Raw genomic sequence first — 20,270 nt, forward strand, 5'->3', positions numbered from 1 at the left:
TGGGGGTTTTCATGACTGGTGCCGCCTTCGATGCCGAAGCTGAGTTCGACCGGCAGGTCGCCCGGTTGATCGAGCTGGGCTACCCCGGAGCGGCAGGCCTGACGGCCGAGCAGTTCGGCGAAACGGTGGCGCCGCTACGCGGAGTGGCGGCTTCCGCCGCGGCCGGTGAGCACGACCCGGAACGCGGGCGCGTGGCGTTCGTGCTGGTGGTGACCCGGCAACTGGTGCCGATCGAGGAGACCATGCCGCGCACGACGTTGGCGGGGAAGAGCAGACCCGGGTTCGTCGACCACTCGTTCGAGGAAGGTTCCCTCGAACGGTTCGTGGCCACGGACGCGGTGCACCTGCCCGACCCGCGCGCGTACCTGGTGTTCGACGTCGACCGAGGTGAGGAGTTCTGCGGGGCCGTTCCGGTCGACGCCATGGGCGTGATCGCCGATCGCGAGCGCACCGTGTTGACGATCGAGGAGGGTGTCGCGCTGCTGACCCTCTTCCCGGAGGTGCTGGTGAAGAACAAGTGCTACATGCTTGGCGGCTCGCGTTGCGGTGACCGCCGGGTGCCCGCCCTCTGGATCAGCAAGAACGCGCCCAAGCTGGGCTGGTGCTGGGAGCGCAACCCGCACACCTGGCTCGGCATGGCCTCCGCCGGAGGGCGGGTGGCCGCGGGCTGAACCGTGTTTCGCCCGCGAAACACGGTCGGGGTGGCCCTCCCCACGATGTTTCGCGGGCATATTCCGGTCCGGTCGCCCGCCCTGGCCACAGTCGGCGAGCCTGCCGTGATCGGGTCACCCCGATGACTTCTCGCGGGCTTGTCGCGGCCAGGCGGCTGCCGCTGGCCACGTTTCGCGGGCGGAACACGGTGGCCGGGCGGACCCCGACCACGTTCAGCCCGCGAAACGTGGTTGCCGGGCGGCCGGGCCGCCGCGCCCGCGCCGGTCGTAGGCTCGAAGGGTGCTTGTACTCGCCATCGACACCGCCACGCCCGCCGTCACGGCCGGTGTCGTCGACCTGGAGCAGCAGTCGGCCACCGTGCTGGCCGAGCGCGTCACCCACGACGCCCGCGCGCACGGTGAGCTGCTGACCCCGCACGTGCTCGACGCCGTCGGCCGCGCGGGGGTGAGGCTGCGCGACATCGCCGCGGTGGTGTGCGGTGTCGGCCCGGGCCCGTTCACCGGCCTGCGGGCGGGCATCGTCACGGCCGCCGCGCTGGCCCACAGCCTCGACATCCCCGCACATCCGGTGTGCAGCCTCGACGCCATCGCCGCCGACACGGTGAACGGCGGTGACTTCGCCGAACCCTTCCTCGTCGTCACCGACGCGCGCCGCCGCGAGGTGTACTGGGCGGCCTACGACGCCGACGGGCGCAGGACGGGCGGCCCCGAGGTGTCCAAGCCCGCCGATCTGGACGCCGCCGTGCGCCGTGTCGAGCACGCCAACCCGAGTCCCGCCGGCCTCGCCCGCGCGGCCGCGCCCGCGGTCTTCTCCGGTGCCGAGCCGGGGCCGTTGACTCCCCTCTACCTGCGCCGGCCGGACGCCACGGTGCCGGGCGCTCGGAAGCGGGTGACGACGCCGTGAGGCTCGAACCGCTGCGACGGCGTCACATCCGCGCGTGCGTGGAGATCGAGCGGTTGTTGTTCTCCGGTGACAGCCCGTGGAGTGCCGCTGCCTTCCACGCCGAGCTCGACGCGGGTGGGCACTACCTGGCCGCGATCGACGAGCTGGAACGGCTCGTCGGTTACGCGGGGCTGGCCGTGGTGGGCGCGCCCGGTGACTGGGAGACGGGCCTGCACACGATCGCGGTCCACCCCGACCACCAGGGCAAGGGCGTCGGCACCGCGCTGCTGCGGTCCCTGCTCGCCCACGCCGACGAGTTGTGCGCCCCGGTGGTGCTGGAAGTCCGCACCGACAACGACACCGCCATCACGCTGTACGAACGACACGGGTTCGAGCGCGTCGGCCTCCGCAGGAGGTATTACCAGCCTTCGGGCGCCGACGCGTACACGATGGTGCGGCCGGCCCGCCGCACTCAGGAGGTTGCAGGCTGATGCCCAGGATCATCATGGGCGTGGAGAGTTCGTGTGACGAGACGGGCGTCGGGCTCGTGCGGTTGCACGACGACGGCACCGTCGAGCTGCTCGCCGACGAGGTCGCCAGCAGCGTGGACCAGCACGCGCGGTTCGGTGGTGTGGTGCCCGAGGTCGCGAGCCGAGCCCATCTGGAGGCGATGGTTCCCACGGTGCGCAGGGCGTTCGGCGCCGCGGGCCTCACTCTGTCCGACGTGGACGCCATCGCGGTGACGGCGGGCCCGGGGCTGGCCGGTGCGCTGCTGGTGGGCGTGTCCGCCGCGAAGGCGTACGCGGCCGCGCTGGAGGTCCCGCTGTACGGCGTGAACCACCTCGTCGGGCACATCGCCGTCGACACCCTCCAGCACGGCCCGCTGCCCACGCCGTCGCTGGCGCTGCTCGTCTCCGGCGGCCACACGCAGCTGCTGCGGGTCGACGACATCGCGGGCAAGATCACCGAAATCGGGTCCACGGTGGACGACGCCGCGGGCGAGGCGTACGACAAGGTGGCCCGGGTGCTCGACCTGCCCTACCCGGGTGGGCCGCCCATCGACAAGGCCGCGCGCGAGGGCGACCCGAAGGCGATCGCGTTCCCGAGGGGCATGACCGGCCCGAGGGACCCCGCGTTCGACTTCTCCTTCTCCGGCCTGAAGACCGCGGTGGCCCGGTGGGTCGAGGGCGCGCAGGCGCGGGGCGAGGACATCCCGGTCGCCGACGTCGCCGCGTCGTTCCAGGAGGCGGTGGCCGACGTGCTCACGGCCAAGGCCGTGCGGGCGGCCACCGACTCCGGCATCGGCACCCTCGTCATCTCCGGCGGTGTGGCCGCGAACTCCCGCCTGTCGGGTCTGGCGGCGCAGCGTTGCGCGGAGGCGGGTATCGAGCTGCGCGTGCCGAGGCCGAGGCTGTGCACGGACAACGGCGCGATGATCGCCGCGCTGGGTGCCCATCTCGTGGCCGCGGGCTGTGAGCCCAGCCCGCTGGACCTGTCGGCGAACCCCGCGCTGCCGGTCAGCACCGTCTGCGTGTGACGCGGTCGGCGGCGAGTTCCGCCGCCAGTGCCGCCACGATCAGGGGGCCGAGCGAGGCGGAGGAACCGCGCCTGGGCAGTTCCGCGATGCGCGGTGCGTGGCGGGTGAGCCCGTGGAGGTTCCCCTCGACGAGGTGGTGTGCGACGTGCAACGCGGCGAGCTGGTGAGTGTCCAGCGCGCTGTGTCCGTTCTCGGGCAGTTCCACCAGCACCGCGTCGGGCAGTAGCGACACGGCTCGCTCGGCGATCGGTCGGGGAGTCCGCAGGTCCCGGCCGCCGGAGACGACGGCGGCGGGCCACGGGAACTCCCCGAGCGCGCGGGGCAGGTCCACGGTGTCGCCGGTGAAAGCGGGTCCCTTCGCCGCGGCCTCGGCGAACATCGCCTGCGGGTCGAGCGGCAGCCCGTCGGGTTCCGCGCCGTAGCCGAGCACGCCGTGCGTGATGCCCGCCACCAGGTCGATGTCGAGCATGAGCGGGATGCCCTCGCCTGCGATCTCCTTGGCGCCGAGCGAGGCGAGTCTCCGCCACGTTCGCAGGGCGTGGCCGCGCATCCGCGCCTCGAGCAGTCTCTCCACCGTCGCCGGGCCCGCGAACTCGTACGTGACCTGCACGACGTGGCCGGCCTCGTCCATCGGGGCCCGGCCCGATTCCAGCAGCTCCCGCAGCAACGCGGCGGTGCGGGACTCGCCGTGCCACAGCAGCCTCCGCCGGTGGGCGCGGACGGTGTCCACGTCGGAGGCCGACAGCACGGGCGAGTCGAGCACCATGCCCGTGACCCGGTCCGGATGCCGAACGCCGAACACCGCCGCCAGGTAGCTGCCGTACGACGAGCCGTACACCACGGCGCGGTCCACGCCTTCGTGGTCGAGCACGGCGGCGAGGTCGTCGGCGGCGGCCTCCACGGTCACCGCCTCGACGGGAAGGTCCACACCTTCGGTGTCCCTGCGCGACAGCCCCACGCCGCGGTGCTCCATCATGATCACGTCGAGTTCGCGCCGCACCGCCCTGCGCCGCAGCACCCGGTAGGGCAACACGGAAGCCAGGCCCGGCCCACCGGGCAGCAGCACGACCGGCGGCCGGTCGGTGCGGCGGTGGGGACGGGTGTAGGCGATGTCGACGGTCCGGTTGTCCCCGAGCGGGCGGGACACGGTGCCGCCCACCGGATCACGGATCTCGTGCTCGGCGAGTGCGCGGAGACGTTCGGTGTTCACACGCGGTCAACGCGCGAACACCGAACGCGGGTTCCCGCCGGCTCAGCGTGGGCTCACCTCGGTCAGCCCGGGGTGCCGGTCGGCGACCACGAACGACGCCCGCGTGCGCACCGGCGCGCCGGGTTCGGTGACGTAGTCGACGACACGGAAGTCCGCCCGCAACTCCTCCCGCGAGATGCGGGTACGGACGTAACCGCGCTGGTTGTTGCGGAACTTGATGTGCGGGTTGCGTCGCAGGTCGGGGTGCTCGGCGGGGTCGGAGTCGGCTCCGTTGCCACCCGAGGTGATCGAGCTGGTGACCAGTTCGGTGCCGATCACGGGGCTGTCGGGGTCGGCGTAGTCGGCCTTCAGCTCGTTGGCCCAGTGCGTGTGCACGTCACCGGTGAGCACCACCGGGTTGCGCACGCCCGCGTCCACCCAGCCCTCGCTGATGCGGTCCTGCGAGCCGCGGTAGCCGTCCCACGCGTCCATGCTCACCGCGCCGGAGCCGTTCACCCTGCGGGCGAAGAACACCTGCTGGCCGAGCAGGTCCCAGCGAGCACGGGAGCGCCGGAACTGCCCGAGCAGCCACCGCTCCTGGTCGTCGCCGGTGAGCGAGCGGGCGGGGTCCACGGCGTCCTCGCAGACCTTCCATCCGTCGCCGCACGCCTGGTCGTCGCGGTACTGGCGGGTGTCGAGCATGTGGAAGTTCACGAGCGCCCCCCACGACACGGTGCGGTAGAGCTGGATGTGCGAGCCGCGCGGCCGGTTGCGGCGGCGCAGAGGCATGTTCTCGTAGTACGCGCGGAACGCGTTCGCGCGACGCGTCTCGAAGTCGGGTTGTGGGATCTCGGGCTTCTCGTACACGTCGCCCGCCCAGTTGTTGTCGACCTCGTGGTCGTCGGGAACCACGAGCCACGGCGCGGCGGCGTGGGCGGCCTGCAGGTCGGTGTCGGCGCGGTACTGCGCGTAGCGCTGCCGGTAGTTCGCGAGCGTCTCGGTTTCCGGCCCGCGGTGGTCGCGGACGTTGCCGTCAGGGGAGACGTAGGAGTCCGCCCGGTACTCGTAGACGTAGTCACCGAGGTGCAGCACCAGGTCGGGCTCGTCCTCGGCCAGGTGCCGGTAGGCGGTGAAGTACCCGTGCTCGTACTGGGAGCAGGAGGCGAAGGCCATCACCATCCCCGCACCGAGTGCGCCGGGGGCGGGCGCGGTGCGGGTGCGGCCGGTGGGGGAGAGGAACCGGCCGCAGCGGAAGCGGTAGAAGTACTCCCGGCCCGGGGCGAGTCCCGCGACCTCGACGTGGACCGCGTATCCGGCCTCGGCGTCCGTCGTCTCGACGCCGCGTCGAACGACGTGGCGGAACCGCTCGTCGCGGGCCAGTTCCCACTGCACGGTGACGGTGCGACGCCCCAGGCCGCCCAGCCCGTCCTCCGCGAGGGGGTCGGGGGCGAGCCGGGTCCACAACACCACGCTGTGGTGGTCGGGTTCGCCGGACGCGACGCCGAGCGTGAAGACGTCCCCACGCAGGGGGGCGCCTGCGCCCTGTGCGGTGGCGGCCCTGGCAGCGGGGCCGAGGGCGGTCAGGCCCGTGGCGGTGAGCGCTGTGGCTCCCAACGCGGCTCCACCGAGCAACACCTGGCGGCGGCTCGGCACGATCGGTGACGTGTTCTTCTCACCGGAAGCGGGCATGGATCGTCTCCCAACGTGGTTTCGATCAGCCGGAACCCGCACAGCCTGCCGCCGAGTGGTGACCGTCTCTTCCCGAACGGGTGATCGCGGGGTGAACTTTGTTTCCGCCCGTGCGCTGCTGGTCGGCGCCACTGTGGCGACCGTGCTCGAGCTCACGCCGCCATCACGTCACTGACCAGGGACGAGTCGGCCGGGTTACCCTGGTTGCGCGGCTAGCACTCCGATGGCTAGAGTGCTAATCGCACGGCACCGCACACGCCCCGGCACCCGCGACGGCGGGGTGGTAGGAGCCGTACCCAACTAGGTACCTGCCAACGCTTTGGAAGACCCGTGGAGGTCACACCGGTGAGCGTGAACATCAAGCCGCTCGAGGACAAGATCGTTGTCCAGACGAGCGAGGCCGAGGAGACGACGGCCTCCGGCCTCGTCATCCCCGACACCGCGAAGGAGAAGCCCCAGGAGGGCAAGGTCCTGGCCGTGGGCCCGGGCCGCGTCGACGACAAGGGCAACCGCATCCCTGTGGATGTCAAGGAAGGCGACGTCGTCATCTACTCCAAGTACGGCGGCACCGAGGTCAAGTACAACGGCGAGGAGTACTTGATCCTGTCCGCTCGTGACGTGCTGGCCGTCATCAACTGACGACCGCCTCGCGTCGAAACGCCCCGGGCCCCGCACACGCCGGGGTACCGGGGCGTTTCGCGCTTCCCCGAGAGAGGTTTCCCCATGGCTAAGCAGATCAACTTCGACGAGGACGCTCGTCGGGCGCTCGAACGCGGGGTGGACAAGCTCGCCAACGCGGTGAAGGTGACGCTCGGCCCTCGCGGCCGCCACGTCGTGCTCGACAAGAAGTTCGGTGGCCCCACCATCACCCTCGACGGTGTCACCGTGGCCCGCGAGATCGAGCTGGACGACCCGTTCGAGAACCTCGGTGCCCAGCTCGCGAAGAACGTCGCCACCAAGACCAACGACGTGGTCGGTGACGGCACCACGACGTCCACCGTGCTCGCGCAGGCGCTGGTCAAGGTCGGCCTGCGCAACGTGGCGGCGGGCGCCAACCCCACGGCTCTCGGCCGGGGCATCGAAGCGGCGGCCGAGAAGGTCGTCGAGTTGCTCCAGGCCAAGGCCACCCCGGTGAAGGGCCGCGACAACATCGCCCAGGTCGGCACCGTCACCTCGCGCGACGCCACCATCGGCGCGCTGCTGGGTGAGGCCGTGGAGAAGGTCGGCGAGGACGGCGTCATCACGGTGGAGGAGTCCTCCACGCTCGCCACCGAGCTCGACATCACCGAGGGTGTGCAGTTCGACAAGGGTTACCTGTCGGCGCACTTCGCCACCAACCCGGAGGAGCAGCGGGCGATCCTGGAGAACGCCTACGTGCTGCTGCACCGCGAGAAGATCTCGGCGCTGGCCGACCTGCTCCCGCTGCTGGAGAAGGTCGCCGAGGACAAGAAGCCGCTGCTCATCATCGCGGAGGACGTTGAGGGCGAGGCCCTGTCCACCCTGGTGGTCAACTCGCTGCGTAAGACGATCACCGCCGTGGCGGTCAAGGCGCCGTTCTTCGGCGACCGCCGCAAGGCGTTCCTGGACGACCTCGCCGTCGTCACGGGCGCGCAGGTGATCTCCAGCGAGGTCGGCCTGAAGCTGTCCGAGGTCGGGCTCGACGTGCTGGGCAGGGCCCGGCGCATCGAGGTCACCAAGGACACCACCACGATCGTGGACGGCGCGGGCACGAAGGACGACGTGCAGGCCCGTATCGCCCAGATCCGCAAGGAGATCGAGACCACCGACTCCGACTGGGACCGCGAGAAGCTCCAGGAGCGGCTCGCCAAGCTCGGCGGCGGCGTCGCGGTGATCCGCGTGGGGGCGGCCACGGAGACGGAACTGAACGAACGCAAGCACCGCATCGAGGACGCGGTGGCGTCCACCAAGGCCGCTGTCGAGGAGGGCATCGTCCCCGGTGGCGGTTCGGCTCTGACGCACATCGCGAAGGAGCTCGACGACCTCGGCCTCACCGGTGACGAGGCCACCGGCGTCAAGATCGTCCGCGATGCGCTGACCGCGCCGCTGTTCTGGATCGCCACCAACGCGGGCCACGAGGGCGCCGTCATCGTGTCGAAGGTGCAGGAGCAGAAGTGGGGCGAGGGGCTCAACGCCGCCACGGGTGAGCTCACCGACCTGCTCGCCGCCGGCATCATCGACCCGGTGAAGGTCACCCGTTCCGCGGTGGCCAACGCGGCGTCGATCGCCCGGCTGGTGCTCACCACCGAGAGCTCGGTGGTGGAGAAGCCCGAGGAGAGCGACGACGCGGCAGGCCACGGCCACGCTCACTGAGCGCCGGGGCGCCGATGTGACACGGCGAACGGGGCGGCACTCACCGTTGGAGTGCCGCCCCGTTCGTGTGCCGTCCGTCCCTGCTCGCCCAGTTCGGCGGACGGCGATCGAGGCGCGGGAGGGGAACGTCCCGCGAGCGCCCGATCAGCGTGCGGTCAGCGTGAGCTGCCGCTTCCGGGAGCGGATGATGGCTTCCCGTTCGGACTCGGAAAGCCCGCCCCAGATTCCGTACGGCTCGTGGACGGCAAGCGCGTGTTCACGGCACATCTGAAGCACCGGGCAGGTGTGGCAGATGGCCTTCGCTCGCGCCTCCCTCCTTGCTCGTGCCGGTCCCCTCTCCCCGTCGGGGTGGAAGAACGAGCCGCTGTCCATCCCCCTGCAAGCCCCCTCCAGTTGCCAGTCCCACACATCCGCGTTCGGGCCAGGGAGTCTGCGCGTGTCTGCCATTCGTGACCGCCTCCGATATCCGGCACCACGCGGCCGGATTGTGCAGTTGTCGTAGTGCGACTACTCCATTTGGTGCAACGGCCGTAACGCTAGAAGCCCTTCTGCCGAATGTTCAAGGCCTGTCAGTGGAATCAGCCGATAGGCGTGCCAAGGGACTGTGATCGGTGACACGCAGCCTAAAAATGGTTCGACGGTTTCACTCAGGCGAGTTTCACCAGGTGATCCGGTGGTATTTCCTGCCCGTTTTTCGCTCTACCCGCTGTGCTGTTGGCGACTCGTCCGGGTCACGATGAGGGCATGCCGATCGTCGAGAAAGTGCTGCGAACCGCCGCGTTCGGTGGAAGCCGGGACGCCGAACAGCCGATGCCGGACGGCGTGACCGTCGCGTCCGCGCCGCTGCGGAGCTGGCTCCAGGGCGTGGTGTTCGGTGCGTGCGGGCGGTACGCGGCGGCGGCGTCGCTGCTGGAGCCTCTGAGCCGCCACCGCGACGCCCTGGTCGCGTCGCTGGCGGCCTCGGCCCTGGCCTCCCACCGGCGGCAGCTCGGCGGCCATGCTGCCGCGCTGCGCCTCGACGGCATGGCGCTGCGCAGGGCGGCCGAGGCGGAACCGCCGGGTGGTTCGGGGTGGCGCTGCGACGACCCCGACGGCCTTGACGCCGCGGGTGCGCTGGTCGACGCCCTGCTGGGCCTGGCGGCGGACCACCTCGGGCTGGGCAGGCTGGCCGCGTCGGGAGCGCTGGTGGCCAGGGCCGCTCAGGTGGTCGCCGTGAGTGGCTGCTGGCGCGCCGAGACCCGGCTGGGGTGGGTGCGTGCCGAGCTCGCTCTCGCGTCCGGAAGGCCGGCCGACGGTGTTCTGCCCGCGAAACGTGCCCTGGCGATCGCGGAGCGGCGCGGTGCCCACCGGCACGCCGCCAAGTCGGCGCTGGTGCTCGGGGCGGCGTTGGCGGCCGTGGGGGAGCGTGAAGGGGTCGAACGGGCGCGGGCACTCGTCGAATCGGCATTGGCGGCAGCCGAGCGAAACGGATGGCGATCATTGACATGGCCCGCTCTCGCGCTTCTCGCCGATCTGGAACCGGAACAAGCTGTTTGGAATCGCTCCAGAGTTACCGATGAGTTGAGTGTGTTACTCGACTCAACCGATCCGGTGGGACGGCGCTTGGCTCACGACTCGCCATGGGTGCCGATCTAGCCCGTTTCCAGGGAGATATGGCCTATGCCGACATCCGGGCGAAGATTCCTCCAAAAAAAGCCACCGGATCGTGTCAAGGTGACACCTAAAGCGTCCGATAGGGGAAGAGGAATGTCACCCGGCTGCAGGAAGGAACCCCTGTGACGACGGTCTTGATCTGCGATGACCGACGCAGTGTCCGCGAAGGGCTCACGCGCGTGATGTCCGCTGTTCCCGGCGTCAGTCGCATCGACTGCGTAGCGCACGGTGACGAGTTGCTCGCCCGGTACTCCCGGCAGCCGGTCGACGTCGTGCTCGTGGGTACGCAGCGTGCCGTGCCGACCGGTGTGGAGGCCACGCGGCGGCTGGTCTCCGCCAACCCGCAGGCGAACGTGATCGTGTTCGGCGCCCCGGACGACGCGGGAAGCATCGCCGCGGCCATTGCCGGCGGGGCCCGTGGCTACCTGAGGTGGGACGCCTCCCGCCCGGAACTCGTCGCCGCGCTCGCCCACACGCTGGCCAGCACGTCCGTGCCCGCGCCCCGGCAGCCCTCCGACCCCGGCGTTCAGCTCACCGAGCGCGAACTCCAGGTGCTCCGGGGCATGAGTCAGGGCAAGAGCAACGGGCAGATCGGCCGCGAGCTCTACCTGTCCGAGGACACGGTGAAGACCCACGCGCGTCGGCTGTTCCGCAAGCTCGGCGTGCGCGACCGAGCCCAGGCCGTGGCGCACGGCTTCCGACGCGGCCTCGTCTCCTGAATGGGTCGGTACCGCCCGCCACGCAGTGCCTCTGATCACCGAACACGCCACGCCGGTCACGCCGGTGTGGCGTGTCACGTTGTGGCCGACAACCGTGTCGCCGGGAAGTCGATGATCGTTGAAATGTTGACCAGTACGGTAGGGTCCGTTGTCGCAGGTTGCATCGTGGAAAGGACTCCTGGGCGACCGTCAACGAAATCGAGCGGTACCAGCAGGTACGGTAGGTGTCACCGGCGTGATGGCGACGGTTCTGACAGCCGCACGCCGTTGTTTTTGCACGCCTAGACGTAACACCGGGACTGTTGTCTGCGATGGCCAACTTGGGGGACGGGCTGGACGAGTCGGTCGCTGCCGCTGTCGAGGGAGATCCTCAGGCGGTCGAGCGGCTGCTGGCCGCTATCCGTCCTCTGGTGGTGCGGTACTGCCGCGCCAGGGTTGGCAGGCAGGAACGATCGTTCGCTTCGGCAGACGACGTAGCCCAGGAGGTGTGTCTCGCGGTGCTCACGGCGTTGCCCTCGTACCGTGACCAGGGCCGCCCCTTCCTGGCTTTCGTCTACGGAATCGCCCAGCACAAGGTCGCCGACGCCCACCGGGCGGCGTCCCGCAACCGTGCCGAGCCGGTGGCCGAGGTTCCGGACGAGGTCGAGGGCGACATCGGGCCGGAACAACGTGCTCTGCAGGGTGAGCTGAACGAACGGATGTCGCAGTTGTTGCAGGTACTGCCGGACAAACAACGCGAGATCGTGGTGTTGCGGGTCGTGGTCGGCCTGTCCGCGGAGGAGACCGCGGAGGCCGTCGGATCGACGCCCGGGGCGGTCAGAGTCGCCCAGCATCGCGCCCTCGCGCGGCTACGCAAGGCGCTGGCCGCTGAGGAGGTGGTCTGATGACGGAACGCGACGGTGTCGACGGCGACAACCACGAAACCGGATTCGAGGCCGAAGGTCGAGGCGACGGCATGCCGTCGCGCGGCTCCACGGCTTCCACGGGCTCCTCGGGCTCCTCGGGCTCCTCGGGCACCGCGAATGCTTCGGACACCCAGCGTTCGTCGCGTCCGGACGTCGAGGCCACCGACGTCGAGCTGACCGACCTTTCCGCCATCCAGGCGGACGACGCCCTGCTCGACGCGCTCGGCGGGGCGGACTCCCGCGTCACCGACGGTCTCGGCGACCACGAACTGAGCGCGTTGCTACTGGCGTGGCGGCGAGACGTGGACAGCGAGGCCATCCCCGAGCTCGTCGACACCCCCTCGGCCGTCACCACCGTGAGGACGGCCGTCGCCGCGCGCAACGCCCGTGGCAGGGGACGCAGACGCATGCTGGTACCCGTGGCGGCGGCTGCCGCGGTGCTGGCCATCGGCTTCACCGGAACGGCGCTCGCCGCCCGGGACGCGCAGCCCGGCGACACCCTGTGGGGACTCAGCAAGGTGCTGTACGCCGACCACGCGCGGTCGGTGGAGGCGGCGGCGTCCGTGCGCACGGACCTCGACGCGGCGCGTCTGGCCATCGCCCAGGAACGCTACGAGGACGCGCGTCGTGCGCTGGAGGAGGCCGAGCAGGCGCTCCAGGGTGTCACGGGCGAGGACGAACTCGCGAAGCTGCGCGCCCGCCACACGGAGCTGATGGCGCAGCTCGGCCAGCCGGAGGACACGTACCCGCTTCCGCCCGCGTCGTCGGAGACCACCCCGGGGACCGACGAGTCGCTCACCTCGACACCGTCGGACACCCCACCGGAGTCGTCGCTTCACAGCGTGCCGCCCGAACTCGACGAGACGTCGTCGATCCCCACGACGGAGACCTCGCCGTCGACCGAGCCCTCCTCGCCCACCACGACCACCGAGAGCCCCAGCGACGACGAGTCCGACAGTCGTTCCGACACCTCGACATCGAAGGACAGCACGGGCGCGACGAGCTGACGGGCTGGTCACACCCGGCGGGCGCCCTCGGGATGGAGGGCGCGGTCGGACGGTGTTCTCAGTGGGCGTTCTCGGTGGCCGTGATGCCGTCGGCGAACCCCCGGCAGTAGTCCCATGTGACGTAGAGCGCGGGGTTGGGGTCGAAGGCCGGTTCGTGCGGGCGCATCTGCCCGTCCGTCAGAAGTTGTTCGAGGCTCGCCCGGAGCAGATGCCAGTCGTGGTAGTGCGGCTGCTCACACTCGGCGCAGTCCACGACGATTCCCCTGATCCCACGAGGCTCCAGTAGTGCCTGGTAGACCGTGAGGTCCGACAGGTCCGCGAGCAGCTCGGACCGCTCTTCCGGGCTCATCGGCTCGGCGACGGGCTCGTCGAGAGCCGCGAACTCCTTCGCGGGGTCGTTCGGGTCGTCAGCGAACGGGTCCGGAGGCAACACTTCGTGTGGCACGATCCAGCACGGTACCGGGCCATCCCCGGGGTGCGTCCAGATACCATCGCTAACAGGTCCGCATATCCCTGGACGGTTCATCCTGCCGAGGAAGGTCAGCTCCACCCATGACGAATGACACCGTGCCCGCAGGTTTGCTGTCCTCCGAGTCGGAGGAGACCGGCGGAGCCCCGGACAAGTTCGCGATGCTGGGTCTGACGTTCGATGACGTGCTGCTCCTCCCGGCCGAGTCGGACGTGATCCCGAGCGCCGTGGACACGAGCACCCAGCTGACGCGCAACGTTCGACTCAACATCCCCGTGATCTCGGCGGCCATGGACACCGTCACCGAAGCTCGCATGGCCATCGCCATGGCGCGGCAGGGCGGCCTGGGCGTGTTGCAGCGGAACCTGCCGATCGAAGAGCAGGCGCAGGCCGTGGAGGTCGTGAAGCGCTCGGAGGCCGGGATGGTGACCGACCCGGTGACGTGTTCGCCGGACGACACGCTCGCCGAGGTGGACGCACTGTGCGCCCGGTTCCGCATCTCGGGTGTGCCGGTGACGGACTCCTCCGGCACGCTGGTGGGCATCATCACCAACCGCGACATGCGGTTCGAGGTCGACTACAGCAAGCCCGTGCGCGAGGTGATGACCAAGGCGCCGCTGGTGACGGCGCAGGTGGGTGTCACCGCGGACGCGGCACTGGGGTTGCTGCGCCGCCACAAGGTCGAGAAGCTGCCCCTCGTCGACGGTGACGGCAAGCTGCGCGGCCTCATCACGGTGAAGGACTTCGTCAAGACCGAGCAGTACCCGAACGCCACCAAGGACACCGACGGCAGGCTCGTCGTGGGCGCGGCCGTGGGCGTGGGTGCGGACGGGTTCCAGCGGGCCATGGCACTGGCCGACGCGGGTGTGGACGTGCTCATGGTCGACACGGCCCACGGGCATTCGCGTGGGGTCCTCGACACGGTGGCCCGGCTGAAGAAGGAACTCGGCAGCGCCGTCGACGTGGTGGGCGGCAACGTCGCCACGCGGGCGGGCGCCCAGGCGCTCGTGGACGCGGGCGCGGACGCCGTCAAGGTCGGCGTCGGCCCCGGCTCCATCTGCACCACGCGGGTGGTGGCCGGTGTGGGTGTTCCGCAGATCTCGGCCATCTACGAGGCCGACAAGGCGTGCAGGCCCGCCGGGGTGCCCGTGATCGGGGACGGCGGCATCCAGTACTCCGGTGACATCGTCAAGGCCATCGCGGCGGGGGCGTCGTCGGTGATGCTGGGCAGTCTGCTCGCGGGCACCGCCGAGGCGCCGGGTGAACTGATCCTCGTCAACGGCAAGCAGTACAAGACGTACCGGGGCATGGGTTCGCTCGGAGCCATGGCGTCGCGCGGCAGCGGGCGGTCGTACTCGAAGGACCGCTACGCGCAGGACGACGTGCTCTCCGAGGACAAGCTCGTGCCGGAGGGCATCGAGGGCAGGACGCCTTTCCGGGGTCCCCTGGCCGGGGTGGTGCACCAGCTCGTGGGCGGGCTGCGGTCGGGCATGGGTTACGCAGGCGCCTCGACCATCCCCGAGTTGCAGCGGGCCCAGCTCGTGCGCATCACCTCTGCGGGGCTCAAGGAGAGCCACCCCCACGACGTCACGATGACCGTGGAGTCCCCGAACTACACCACCCGGTAGTTCGCGCTCCGTCGACGTTCACGGAAAAAGGCCTCACGGTCGGAAAAGAAGGGATTTCACGTGCGGGATCTGGTCGAGATCGGTATGGGCCGGACGGCGCGGCGGTCGTACGGCTTCGACGACATCGACATCGTGCCCTCGCGACGCACGCGGTCGTCGAAGGTCGTCTCCACCGCCTGGCAGATCGACGCCTACCGGTTCGACCTGCCGCTCGTGACCCACCCCACCGACGCCGTGGTGTCGCCGGACACGGCGGTGTCGGTCGGCAGGCTCGGCGGGCTCGGCGTGCTCAACGCCGAGGGTGTGTGGGCGCGACACGCCGACGCGGACAAGGCCCTCGGGCGGGTCGTGGACCTCGCCCGCAAGGGTGCCGACTGGGCGGAACTGGGCGCGCTGCTGCAGGAGCTGCACTCGGCCCCGATCCAGAACGAGCTGCTCACCGAGGCCATCCGCACCGTGCGCGACTCCGGGGTGACGGTGGCCGCCAGGGTCAGCCCGCAGCACGCGGCCGAGCTGACTCCGGTGCTGCTGAGCGCGGGCGTCGAGGTGCTGGTGGTGCAGGGCACGATCGTGTCGGCCGAGCACGTGGCGCGCGACGGCGACCCGCTGAACCTCAAGGAGTTCATCGCCGACCTCGACGTGCCCGTGATCGCGGGCGGGGTCAGCGACTACCGCACGGCCATGCATCTCATGCGCACGGGCGCGGCGGGTGTGATCGTCGGGCACGGCCACACGCCCGGTGTGACGAGCACCGACCGGGTGCTCGGCATCGGCGTGCCGATGGCCACCGCGGTGATCGACGCGGCCGCCGCGCGCCGGGACTACCTCGACGAGACCGGCGGCCGGTACGTGCACGTGCTCGCCGACGGCGGGGTGACCTGCAGCGGTGACATCGCGAAGGCCGTCGCGTGTGGTGCCGACGCCGTCATGCTCGGGGCGCCGCTCGCCGCGACGCGCGAGGCGCCCGGCAAGGGCCTGTACTGGACGGCGGCCGCGGCGCACCCGTCGTTGCCGCGGTCGCGCGTCGCCGCGGGGCCGAGCCACGACGTGGATCTGAAGACGTTGCTGCACGGTCCGTCGTCCGATCCGGAGGGCGTGGTGAACCTCTTCGGTGCTCTCCGCAGGGCACTGGCGAAGACGGGTTACTCCGACCTGAAGGAGTTCCAGAAGGTCGGGCTCGCGGTCCGTGCCTGAACTCGCTGGGCAACCGATCGGTAACTTACCTCTGGTCAGGATAGAGGGTCCCCGTCTACCCTCTTACCTGTGACTGGGCGTAACACCTACCGTGTTGACTACGACGTCGTGGTCATCGGGTCGGGCTTCGGCGGCAGTGTGGCCGCTCTGAGGTTGACGGAGAAGGGCTACCGGGTCGCCGTGGTCGAGGCGGGACGCCGGTTCGCCGACGACGAGTTCGCCTCGACGTCCTGGGATCTTCGCCGCTACCTGTGGGCGCCGGCTCTGGGCTGCTTCGGCATCCAGCGGATCCACCTGCTCAAGGACGTCATGGTGCTGGCGGGCGCGGGTGTGGGCGGCGGTTCGCTCGTCTACGCGAACACGCTGTACCGGCCGCTGCGGCCGTTCTACACAGACCGGCAGTGGGCCCACATCACCGACTGGGAGTCGGAACTCGCCCCCCACTACGACCAGGCGAGCAGGATGCTCGGCGTGGTCACCAACCCCACGGTGACGCCCTCCGACGAGGTGATGCGCAAGGTGGCGGCCGACATGGGTGTGGCCGACACCTACCACCCGACTCCCGTCGGCGTGTACTTCGGCGAGCCCGGCAAGCGCGTGTCCGACCCCTACTTCGGGGGAGCCGGACCCGACCGCACCGGCTGTACCGAGTGCGGTTCGTGCATGACCGGATGCCGGGTCGGCGCGAAGAACACGCTCGTGAAGAACTACCTGTACCTCGCCGAGCGGTGCGGTGCGAAGGTGATCCCCCTGACCACGGTGACGGCCGTGCGCCCGCGCGGTGACGACACGTACGAGGTGGACGTTCGCAAGACGGGCACCTCGTCGCGGCGCTTCCGCACCACGCTCACCGCGAGCCACGTCGTGTTCGCCGCGGGCACGTGGGGCACCCAACGGCTGCTGCACGACATGCGCGACAAGGGCGTGCTTCCGCACCTGTCCGGACGGCTGGGCGAGCTGACCCGGACCAACTCCGAGGCCATCGTCGGTGCCGGCCGCACCACCGTCGACCCGGACCGCGACTACAGCCGCGGGGTGGCCATCACGTCGTCGTTCCACCCCGACCCCGACACCCACATCGAGCCGGTGCGGTACGGCAAGGGCAGCAACGCCATGAGCCTGTTGCAGACGGTCGCCACCGACGGTGCGTCGGAGGTGCCCCGCTGGAAACAGATCCTGCGGTTCATGCGCAAGCATCCCGTCCAGACGCTCAAGCTGCTCAACGGCTACCGGTGGAGCGAGCGCACGGTGATCCTGCTGGTGATGCAGAGCCTGGACAACTCCATCACCACCTACACGAGGAAGGGCTGGTTCGGGCGGCGCCGTTACACGTCCCGGCAGGGTCACGGCACGCCGAACCCGACGTTCATCCCGGCGGGTTACGAGGCGAACCGGCGGACGGCCGAGCACATCGGCGGCATCGCGGGCGGCACGTGGGGCGAGGTGTTCGACATCCCGCTCACGGCGCACTTCATCGGGGGCGCTCCCATCGGCACCGATCCCGGCAACGGCGTCATCGACCCGTACCACCGCGTGTTCAACTACCCCAACCTGCACGTCGTCGACGGCACCGCGATCACCGCCAACCTCGGGGTGAACCCTTCGCTGACCATCACCGCGCAAGCCGAGCGGGCGTTCTCGCTCTGGCCCAACAAGGGTGAGCCGGACCCGAGGCCGGAGCCGGGCGAGCCGTACCGGCGGGTCGACCCCGTGCCGCCGAGGGCGCCCGCCGTGCCTTCGCACGCCCCGGCCGCCCTGCGGCTCACCCCGGTGCGCGGGGACACCTGAGTCAGCGGGTGCCGCGCCCAGCACCGGCAGTGCAGTCACCCGGTGGTTGGATGCCTCGCATGGACGTGGGCATGGACGTGACCGAGGTGCTGGCCGAGCTGGAGGCACACTGCGTCGAGACGCTGGGCGAGCGGGACGGGCCGCGCATGGCGGCGCTCGCGCGACGCGGCTACCGCATCGCCCCGGCCCGTGAAGCCGCCGCACCCGCCGGCCGGAGCCGTCTCGGCGGTGGCGCGCTGCTGGAGCCGGTGACCGAATGGCCGCATGTCGAGGGGATACCGCTCAATCTCATGGCGGTCCTCGACGTCGATGTGCTGGCCCCCTGGCTCGGCGAGGAGCTGCCAGCCGTCTCGGGGCTGCTCAACTTCTTCTATCTCGAGCCCGACATGCCCTACGCCGAATACCGGCGCTTCGACGTGTTCACCGATTCGCGGTGCTGGCGGGTCGTCGCCGCTGATCCGCGGTACGCGGTGGAGAGGCTCGCTCCCTCGCCCGCGTACGTGTTCGACGCTCGTCCGGCAGCCGCCGCACCGATCATCACCCTGCCCAGCTACGACGAACCGGTGGTGCAGGCTCTGCTTGGTTCCGACGACGAGGACGACATGCCGCGCTGGTTCGCCGCGTTCGATCTCTCTGGCGAGTGGAGACCAGGCAGCGATGATCATCCGGCCTACCACTGGGGTCGCCATCACCGTGCGTTCGGCTGGCCATGGCCACTCCAGAGCGGGTTCCTGCGGGACGGCGAGGTGCATCTCCTTCAGCTCGACAGCGACGAACAGTGGCAGTTCGGCGACTTCGGTCTGCTGTACTACGTGATCCCGCTCGACGCTCTGCGAGCGGGCGACTTCAGCCAGGCCCGCGTCGAGGTGCAGTGCCACTGATCCGGGCCGCTGATCCGGCCTCGTGCGGGGTGTCCGACCGTGTTTTGCCCGCGAAACGTGCCGGGCGCCCGTGCGGTCGCCCGCGGCGGGCCGTAACCGCCACCTGGGGGAATCGCTCGTCGACCGGCCTGCGACGATGGAGGCAGGCTTTCGTCGTAGTGAATCGTTGAGGAGTCCGACAGTGTCAGATGGCCCCGTGCTCGTGGTGGACTACGGCGCGCAGTACGCGCAGCTCATCGCCCGGCGGGTCCGCGAGGCGCAGGTGTACTCGGAGGTCGTGCCGCACACGACTCCCGTCGACGAGCTCCTCGGGCGTAACCCGGCCGCCATCATCCTGTCGGGTGGACCCGCCAGCGTGTACGCGGAGGGCGCACCCGGTGTCGACCCGGCGTTGTTCGACACGGGTGTTCCCGTGTTCGGTATCTGCTACGGCTTCCAGGCCATGGCGCAGGCTCTCGGCGGCACGGTGGAGCACACGGGTACGCGGGAGTTCGGCCGCACGGAGCTGGGTGTGACCGGCGGGGCGCTGCACGAGGCCCTGCCCGCCCGGCACCCGGTGTGGATGAGTCACGGCGACTGCGTGACGAAGGCGCCCGAGGGCTTCGCCGTCACGGCGGGCAGCGACGGCGCGCCGGTGGCGGGGTTCGAGAACACCGAGCGCAGGCTCGCCGGAGTGCAGTACCACCCCGAGGTGGCGCACTCCCCGCACGGTCAGGAGGTGCTGCGCCGGTTCCTGCACGACATCGCCGGTATCCGCCCGAGGTGGACCACGGCGTCGATCGTGGACGACCAGGTGGAGCGCATCCGTGCGCAGGTGGGTGACGGGCACGCGATCTGCGGGTTGTCCGGGGGAGTGGACTCGGCCGTCGCGGCGGCGCTGGTTCAGCGCGCGATCGGCGACCGGCTCACGTGCGTCTTCGTCGACCACGGTCTGCTGCGGGCGGGTGAGCGGGCGCAGGTGGAACGTGACTTCGTGGCGGCCACGGGCGTGAAGCTCGTCACGGTGGACGCCGCCGACCGTTTCCTCGCGGCGCTCGACGGCGTCACCGATCCCGAGCAGAAGCGCAAGATCATCGGCCGGGAGTTCATCCGCGTCTTCGAACAGGCCGCGCGCGAGGTCAAGGCTCAGGGAGACGTGGAGTTCCTCGTGCAGGGCACGTTGTACCCGGACGTGGTGGAGTCCGGTGGCGGCGCGGGCACGTCGAACATCAAGAGCCACCACAACGTGGGTGGGCTCCCCGACGACCTCCAGTTCACGCTCGTGGAGCCGCTGCGCCTGCTGTTCAAGGACGAGGTACGCAGGGTGGGGCTCGAACTCGGCCTGCCCGAGACCATCGTGCACCGCCAGCCCTTCCCCGGCCCCGGCCTCGCCATCCGCATCATCGGCGCGGTGACCTCCGACCGGTTGGAGACGCTGCGGGCCGCGGACGCGATCGCGCGTGAGGAACTCAGCGCCGCCGGGCTCGACTCCGACATCTGGCAGTGCCCCGTGGTGCTGCTCGCCGACGTCCGCAGCGTCGGGGTGCAGGGCGACGGCCGCACGTACGGGCATCCCGTGGTGCTGCGCCCCGTCTCCAGCGAAGACGCGATGACAGCCGACTGGGCTCGGCTACCCTACGACGTGCTCGAGCGGATCTCCACACGGATCACCAACGAGGTGGCCGAAGTGAACCGGGTCGTGCTGGACGTGACCAGCAAGCCCCCGGGGACGATCGAGTGGGAGTGA

19 protein-coding genes are annotated in these 20,270 nt (G+C 70.4%); 15 read left to right on the top strand and 4 right to left on the bottom strand.

Features of this window, described 5'->3' with window-relative positions; translation table 11 throughout:
* Positions 1-11: 11 nt before the first annotated feature.
* The 4 genes from SACCYDRAFT_RS02725 to tsaD all read left to right on the top strand — a co-directional run bounded on the left by SACCYDRAFT_RS02725 (position 12) and on the right by tsaD (position 3,091).
* Positions 12-671: a DUF5701 family protein gene (locus SACCYDRAFT_RS02725; protein ID WP_005453355.1), complete on the top strand. Its 660-nt coding sequence runs from the start codon at positions 12-14 to the stop codon at positions 669-671.
* 280 nt (positions 672-951) lie between these two features.
* On the top strand, positions 952-1,575 hold the full coding sequence (gene tsaB / locus SACCYDRAFT_RS02730; protein ID WP_005453357.1) for a tRNA (adenosine(37)-N6)-threonylcarbamoyltransferase complex dimerization subunit type 1 TsaB: 624 nt from the start codon (positions 952-954) through the stop codon (positions 1,573-1,575).
* Positions 1,572-2,045: a ribosomal protein S18-alanine N-acetyltransferase gene (gene rimI, locus SACCYDRAFT_RS02735; RefSeq protein ID WP_005453359.1), complete on the top strand. Its 474-nt coding sequence runs from the start codon at positions 1,572-1,574 to the stop codon at positions 2,043-2,045. Before tsaB ends, rimI begins: the two co-directional genes overlap by 4 nt.
* On the top strand, positions 2,045-3,091 hold the full coding sequence (tsaD, locus tag SACCYDRAFT_RS02740; RefSeq protein ID WP_005453364.1) for a tRNA (adenosine(37)-N6)-threonylcarbamoyltransferase complex transferase subunit TsaD: 1,047 nt from the start codon (positions 2,045-2,047) through the stop codon (positions 3,089-3,091). Before rimI ends, tsaD begins: the two co-directional genes overlap by 1 nt.
* On the opposite strand, the gene SACCYDRAFT_RS02745 is transcribed toward tsaD, so the two are convergent.
* Together SACCYDRAFT_RS02745 and SACCYDRAFT_RS02750 are read right to left on the bottom strand one after the other, a co-directional pair.
* On the bottom strand, positions 3,072-4,301 hold the full coding sequence (locus SACCYDRAFT_RS02745; RefSeq protein WP_005453367.1) for an alpha/beta fold hydrolase: 1,230 nt from the start codon (positions 4,299-4,301) through the stop codon (positions 3,072-3,074). The genes tsaD and SACCYDRAFT_RS02745 overlap by 20 nt on opposite strands.
* Positions 4,302-4,343: 42 nt before the next feature.
* Positions 4,344-5,969 carry an alkaline phosphatase D family protein gene (locus SACCYDRAFT_RS02750; protein ID WP_005453369.1) on the bottom strand — a complete coding sequence of 542 codons (1,626 nt, stop codon included), beginning with the start codon at positions 5,967-5,969 and terminating at the stop codon, positions 4,344-4,346.
* Between the two features lie 345 nt (positions 5,970-6,314).
* On the opposite strand from SACCYDRAFT_RS02750, the gene groES reads away from it, so the two are divergent.
* Together groES and groL are read left to right on the top strand one after the other, a co-directional pair.
* Complete coding sequence (gene groES / locus SACCYDRAFT_RS02755) at positions 6,315-6,608, top strand: co-chaperone GroES (protein WP_005443379.1); 294 nt, start codon at positions 6,315-6,317, stop codon at positions 6,606-6,608.
* An 84-nt stretch (positions 6,609-6,692) separates the two neighbouring features.
* Positions 6,693-8,300 carry a chaperonin GroEL gene (groL, locus tag SACCYDRAFT_RS02760; RefSeq protein ID WP_005453371.1) on the top strand — a complete coding sequence of 536 codons (1,608 nt, stop codon included), beginning with the start codon at positions 6,693-6,695 and terminating at the stop codon, positions 8,298-8,300.
* Positions 8,301-8,444: 144 nt separating this feature from the next.
* On the opposite strand, the gene SACCYDRAFT_RS02765 is transcribed toward groL, so the two are convergent.
* Complete coding sequence (locus SACCYDRAFT_RS02765) at positions 8,445-8,747, bottom strand: WhiB family transcriptional regulator (RefSeq protein WP_005453377.1); 303 nt, start codon at positions 8,745-8,747, stop codon at positions 8,445-8,447.
* Positions 8,748-9,044: 297 nt separating this feature from the next.
* Here SACCYDRAFT_RS02765 and SACCYDRAFT_RS02770 point away from each other — a divergent pair, with 297 nt between their 5' ends.
* The 4 genes from SACCYDRAFT_RS02770 to SACCYDRAFT_RS02785 all read left to right on the top strand — a co-directional run bounded on the left by SACCYDRAFT_RS02770 (position 9,045) and on the right by SACCYDRAFT_RS02785 (position 12,584).
* Positions 9,045-9,935: a hypothetical protein gene (locus tag SACCYDRAFT_RS02770; RefSeq protein WP_005453380.1), complete on the top strand. Its 891-nt coding sequence runs from the start codon at positions 9,045-9,047 to the stop codon at positions 9,933-9,935.
* A gap of 140 nt (positions 9,936-10,075) precedes the next feature.
* Positions 10,076-10,672 carry a response regulator transcription factor gene (locus SACCYDRAFT_RS02775; protein ID WP_003073605.1) on the top strand — a complete coding sequence of 199 codons (597 nt, stop codon included), beginning with the start codon at positions 10,076-10,078 and terminating at the stop codon, positions 10,670-10,672.
* A gap of 311 nt (positions 10,673-10,983) precedes the next feature.
* The gene (locus tag SACCYDRAFT_RS02780) at positions 10,984-11,556 is read left to right on the top strand and encodes a sigma-70 family RNA polymerase sigma factor (protein WP_005453381.1); all 573 of its coding nucleotides are present in this window, start codon (positions 10,984-10,986) and stop codon (positions 11,554-11,556) included.
* A complete protein-coding gene (locus SACCYDRAFT_RS02785; protein WP_005453382.1) occupies positions 11,556-12,584 on the top strand; it encodes an anti-sigma-D factor RsdA in 1,029 nt (342 codons plus the stop codon). The genes SACCYDRAFT_RS02780 and SACCYDRAFT_RS02785 overlap by 1 nt, the downstream gene beginning before the upstream one ends.
* A gap of 58 nt (positions 12,585-12,642) precedes the next feature.
* Here the strand turns inward: SACCYDRAFT_RS02785 and SACCYDRAFT_RS02790 are convergent, their stop codons facing one another.
* Positions 12,643-13,029: a DUF5319 domain-containing protein gene (locus SACCYDRAFT_RS02790; RefSeq protein WP_043536092.1), complete on the bottom strand. Its 387-nt coding sequence runs from the start codon at positions 13,027-13,029 to the stop codon at positions 12,643-12,645.
* Positions 13,030-13,136: 107 nt separating this feature from the next.
* Between SACCYDRAFT_RS02790 and guaB the strand changes: the two genes are divergently transcribed.
* From guaB to guaA, 5 genes are all read left to right on the top strand, one after another.
* Complete coding sequence (guaB, locus tag SACCYDRAFT_RS02795) at positions 13,137-14,681, top strand: IMP dehydrogenase (protein WP_005453384.1); 1,545 nt, start codon at positions 13,137-13,139, stop codon at positions 14,679-14,681.
* Between the two features lie 60 nt (positions 14,682-14,741).
* The gene (locus SACCYDRAFT_RS02800; RefSeq protein ID WP_005453385.1) at positions 14,742-15,875 is read left to right on the top strand and encodes a GuaB3 family IMP dehydrogenase-related protein; all 1,134 of its coding nucleotides are present in this window, start codon (positions 14,742-14,744) and stop codon (positions 15,873-15,875) included.
* 69 nt (positions 15,876-15,944) lie between these two features.
* The gene (locus SACCYDRAFT_RS02805) at positions 15,945-17,663 is read left to right on the top strand and encodes an FAD-dependent oxidoreductase (protein ID WP_005453386.1); all 1,719 of its coding nucleotides are present in this window, start codon (positions 15,945-15,947) and stop codon (positions 17,661-17,663) included.
* Between the two features lie 59 nt (positions 17,664-17,722).
* On the top strand, positions 17,723-18,544 hold the full coding sequence (locus SACCYDRAFT_RS02810; RefSeq protein WP_232283768.1) for a DUF1963 domain-containing protein: 822 nt from the start codon (positions 17,723-17,725) through the stop codon (positions 18,542-18,544).
* 181 nt (positions 18,545-18,725) lie between these two features.
* Positions 18,726-20,270 carry a glutamine-hydrolyzing GMP synthase gene (guaA, locus tag SACCYDRAFT_RS02815; RefSeq protein ID WP_005453388.1) on the top strand — a complete coding sequence of 515 codons (1,545 nt, stop codon included), beginning with the start codon at positions 18,726-18,728 and terminating at the stop codon, positions 20,268-20,270.

Source organism: Saccharomonospora cyanea NA-134 (assembly GCF_000244975.1).
In the GTDB taxonomy this organism is placed as follows: Bacteria; Actinomycetota; Actinomycetes; order Mycobacteriales; family Pseudonocardiaceae; genus Saccharomonospora; species Saccharomonospora cyanea.